We start from the raw sequence: 884 nt of genomic DNA, 5'->3' as shown, positions 1-884 counted from the left end.
TTACAGATATGGATATTGATGTGATCCACCATTTTCAAAGAGTACTGAGCGGCGTTTCATTGATGGGATGTGAGGCGGTCATTACGGGTCTGCGTGCGGAACTCGTCAGGAAAATGATTCATTTGGATGTTTCGTTTGATGAGCACGCGGCAACTAAAGGTACGCTTCAGCAAACGTTAGCCGAATATTTTAAAGACGGTCTGCATTCATAAATTATTTCTAGTAGGGGGTATCACATTGAAAAAAACAATATCCAGGCTGCCGATGCCTGCTGGTCTAAGAATAGAACTTTCCAGAGCAGCCGGGCTGGATAACGAAACACTGTTTCGCGCACTGAAAGAAAAAGATGTGAAAGCCTTACGGCCAGCGGGAGAAAACTTGGATTGGGAGTACATGTTTTCGTATGCTGAACAGCATGAAGAAGAAGTAAAAGAAGCGATCTATCATGGCTACGAATTTAAATTCCTGACGATCAATGGATTGAGGAACTATTTGAAGATACGCTTTGGTTTCAAGGATGGCCATGGATTGGAAGTCAGTGAAGAGGGCATTGTTTCACTGAAAATGAGTGCTGAAGATGTAAAAGAGCTGGAGGGGGCACTGCCAGGTCACTGGAATCTTTCAACGCTGGATGTGCCAGAAGAAAAAGATGGCCAAAGAAAGATCCAGATCAAGCCAGCCGCTCTTGAGCAAAACAAAGCAGCAGGAAGCTAAAGAACAGTTGTAACTTAATGAAAAAATAGGGTAGCGGCAGAATATCATGTTCTGCCGCTTTTTGTTGTTTTTGGTGCCAGGCACTGCGATTACACAAGAGTCAAAAGCCGGTGCCTGGCACCAATAAAATAAATTTACATATACTGTATTTACAAACGTAACAGTGTTAT

1 protein-coding gene and 1 pseudogene are annotated in these 884 nt (G+C 43.0%); both read left to right on the top strand.

The window, feature by feature from the left end; all coding sequences use genetic code 11:
• Positions 1–212, top strand: a pseudogene (locus P4361_RS23170) (STAS domain-containing protein); the annotation flags it as partial.
• 25 nt (positions 213–237) lie between these two features.
• The gene (locus P4361_RS23165; RefSeq protein ID WP_328090132.1) at positions 238–714 is read left to right on the top strand and encodes a hypothetical protein; all 477 of its coding nucleotides are present in this window, start codon (positions 238–240) and stop codon (positions 712–714) included.
• The last annotated feature ends 170 nt before the right edge of the window (positions 715–884 follow it).

Origin of the sequence: Fictibacillus sp. B-59209, from assembly GCF_036216745.1 — a bacterium.
In the GTDB taxonomy this organism is placed as follows: domain Bacteria; phylum Bacillota; class Bacilli; order Bacillales; family Fictibacillaceae; genus Fictibacillus_C; species Fictibacillus_C marinisediminis.
Note: the sequence above shows the minus strand (reverse complement) of the source record. Positions and strands in the feature narration are given on the sequence as shown.